The organism is Chromohalobacter sp. HP20-39 (assembly GCF_033052815.1).
In the GTDB taxonomy this organism is placed as follows: Bacteria; Pseudomonadota; Gammaproteobacteria; order Pseudomonadales; family Halomonadaceae; genus Chromohalobacter.
In genome coordinates this window covers 1-243 of record NZ_JAWHTP010001070.1, presented here as the reverse complement: position 1 = coordinate 243, position 243 = coordinate 1, and the positions used below count along the sequence as shown (strand labels likewise).

Below are 243 nucleotides of genomic sequence, written 5' to 3'. Positions count from 1 at the left end.
CCACAGCGTCCACGTTGTGGCCGTCCACGGCGCGAATCACGTTCCAGCCGTAGGCTTCGAAGCGCTTCGGGGTGTCGTCGTTGAACCAGTGCACGACCTCGCCGTCGATCGAGATGCCGTTGTCATCCCACAGCGCGATCAGCTTGTTCAGGCCCAGCGTGCCGGCCAGCGAGCAGGCTTCGTGGCTGATGCCTTCCATCAGGCAGCCATCGCCCAGGAAGACGTAGGTGTGGTGGTTGACGA

Annotated in this window: 1 pseudogene; it reads right to left on the bottom strand. The window is 63.4% G+C overall.

From position 1 onward, the window contains the following. Nucleotides 1-243: pseudogene (locus RVY79_RS21215) on the bottom strand (transketolase); the annotation flags it as partial.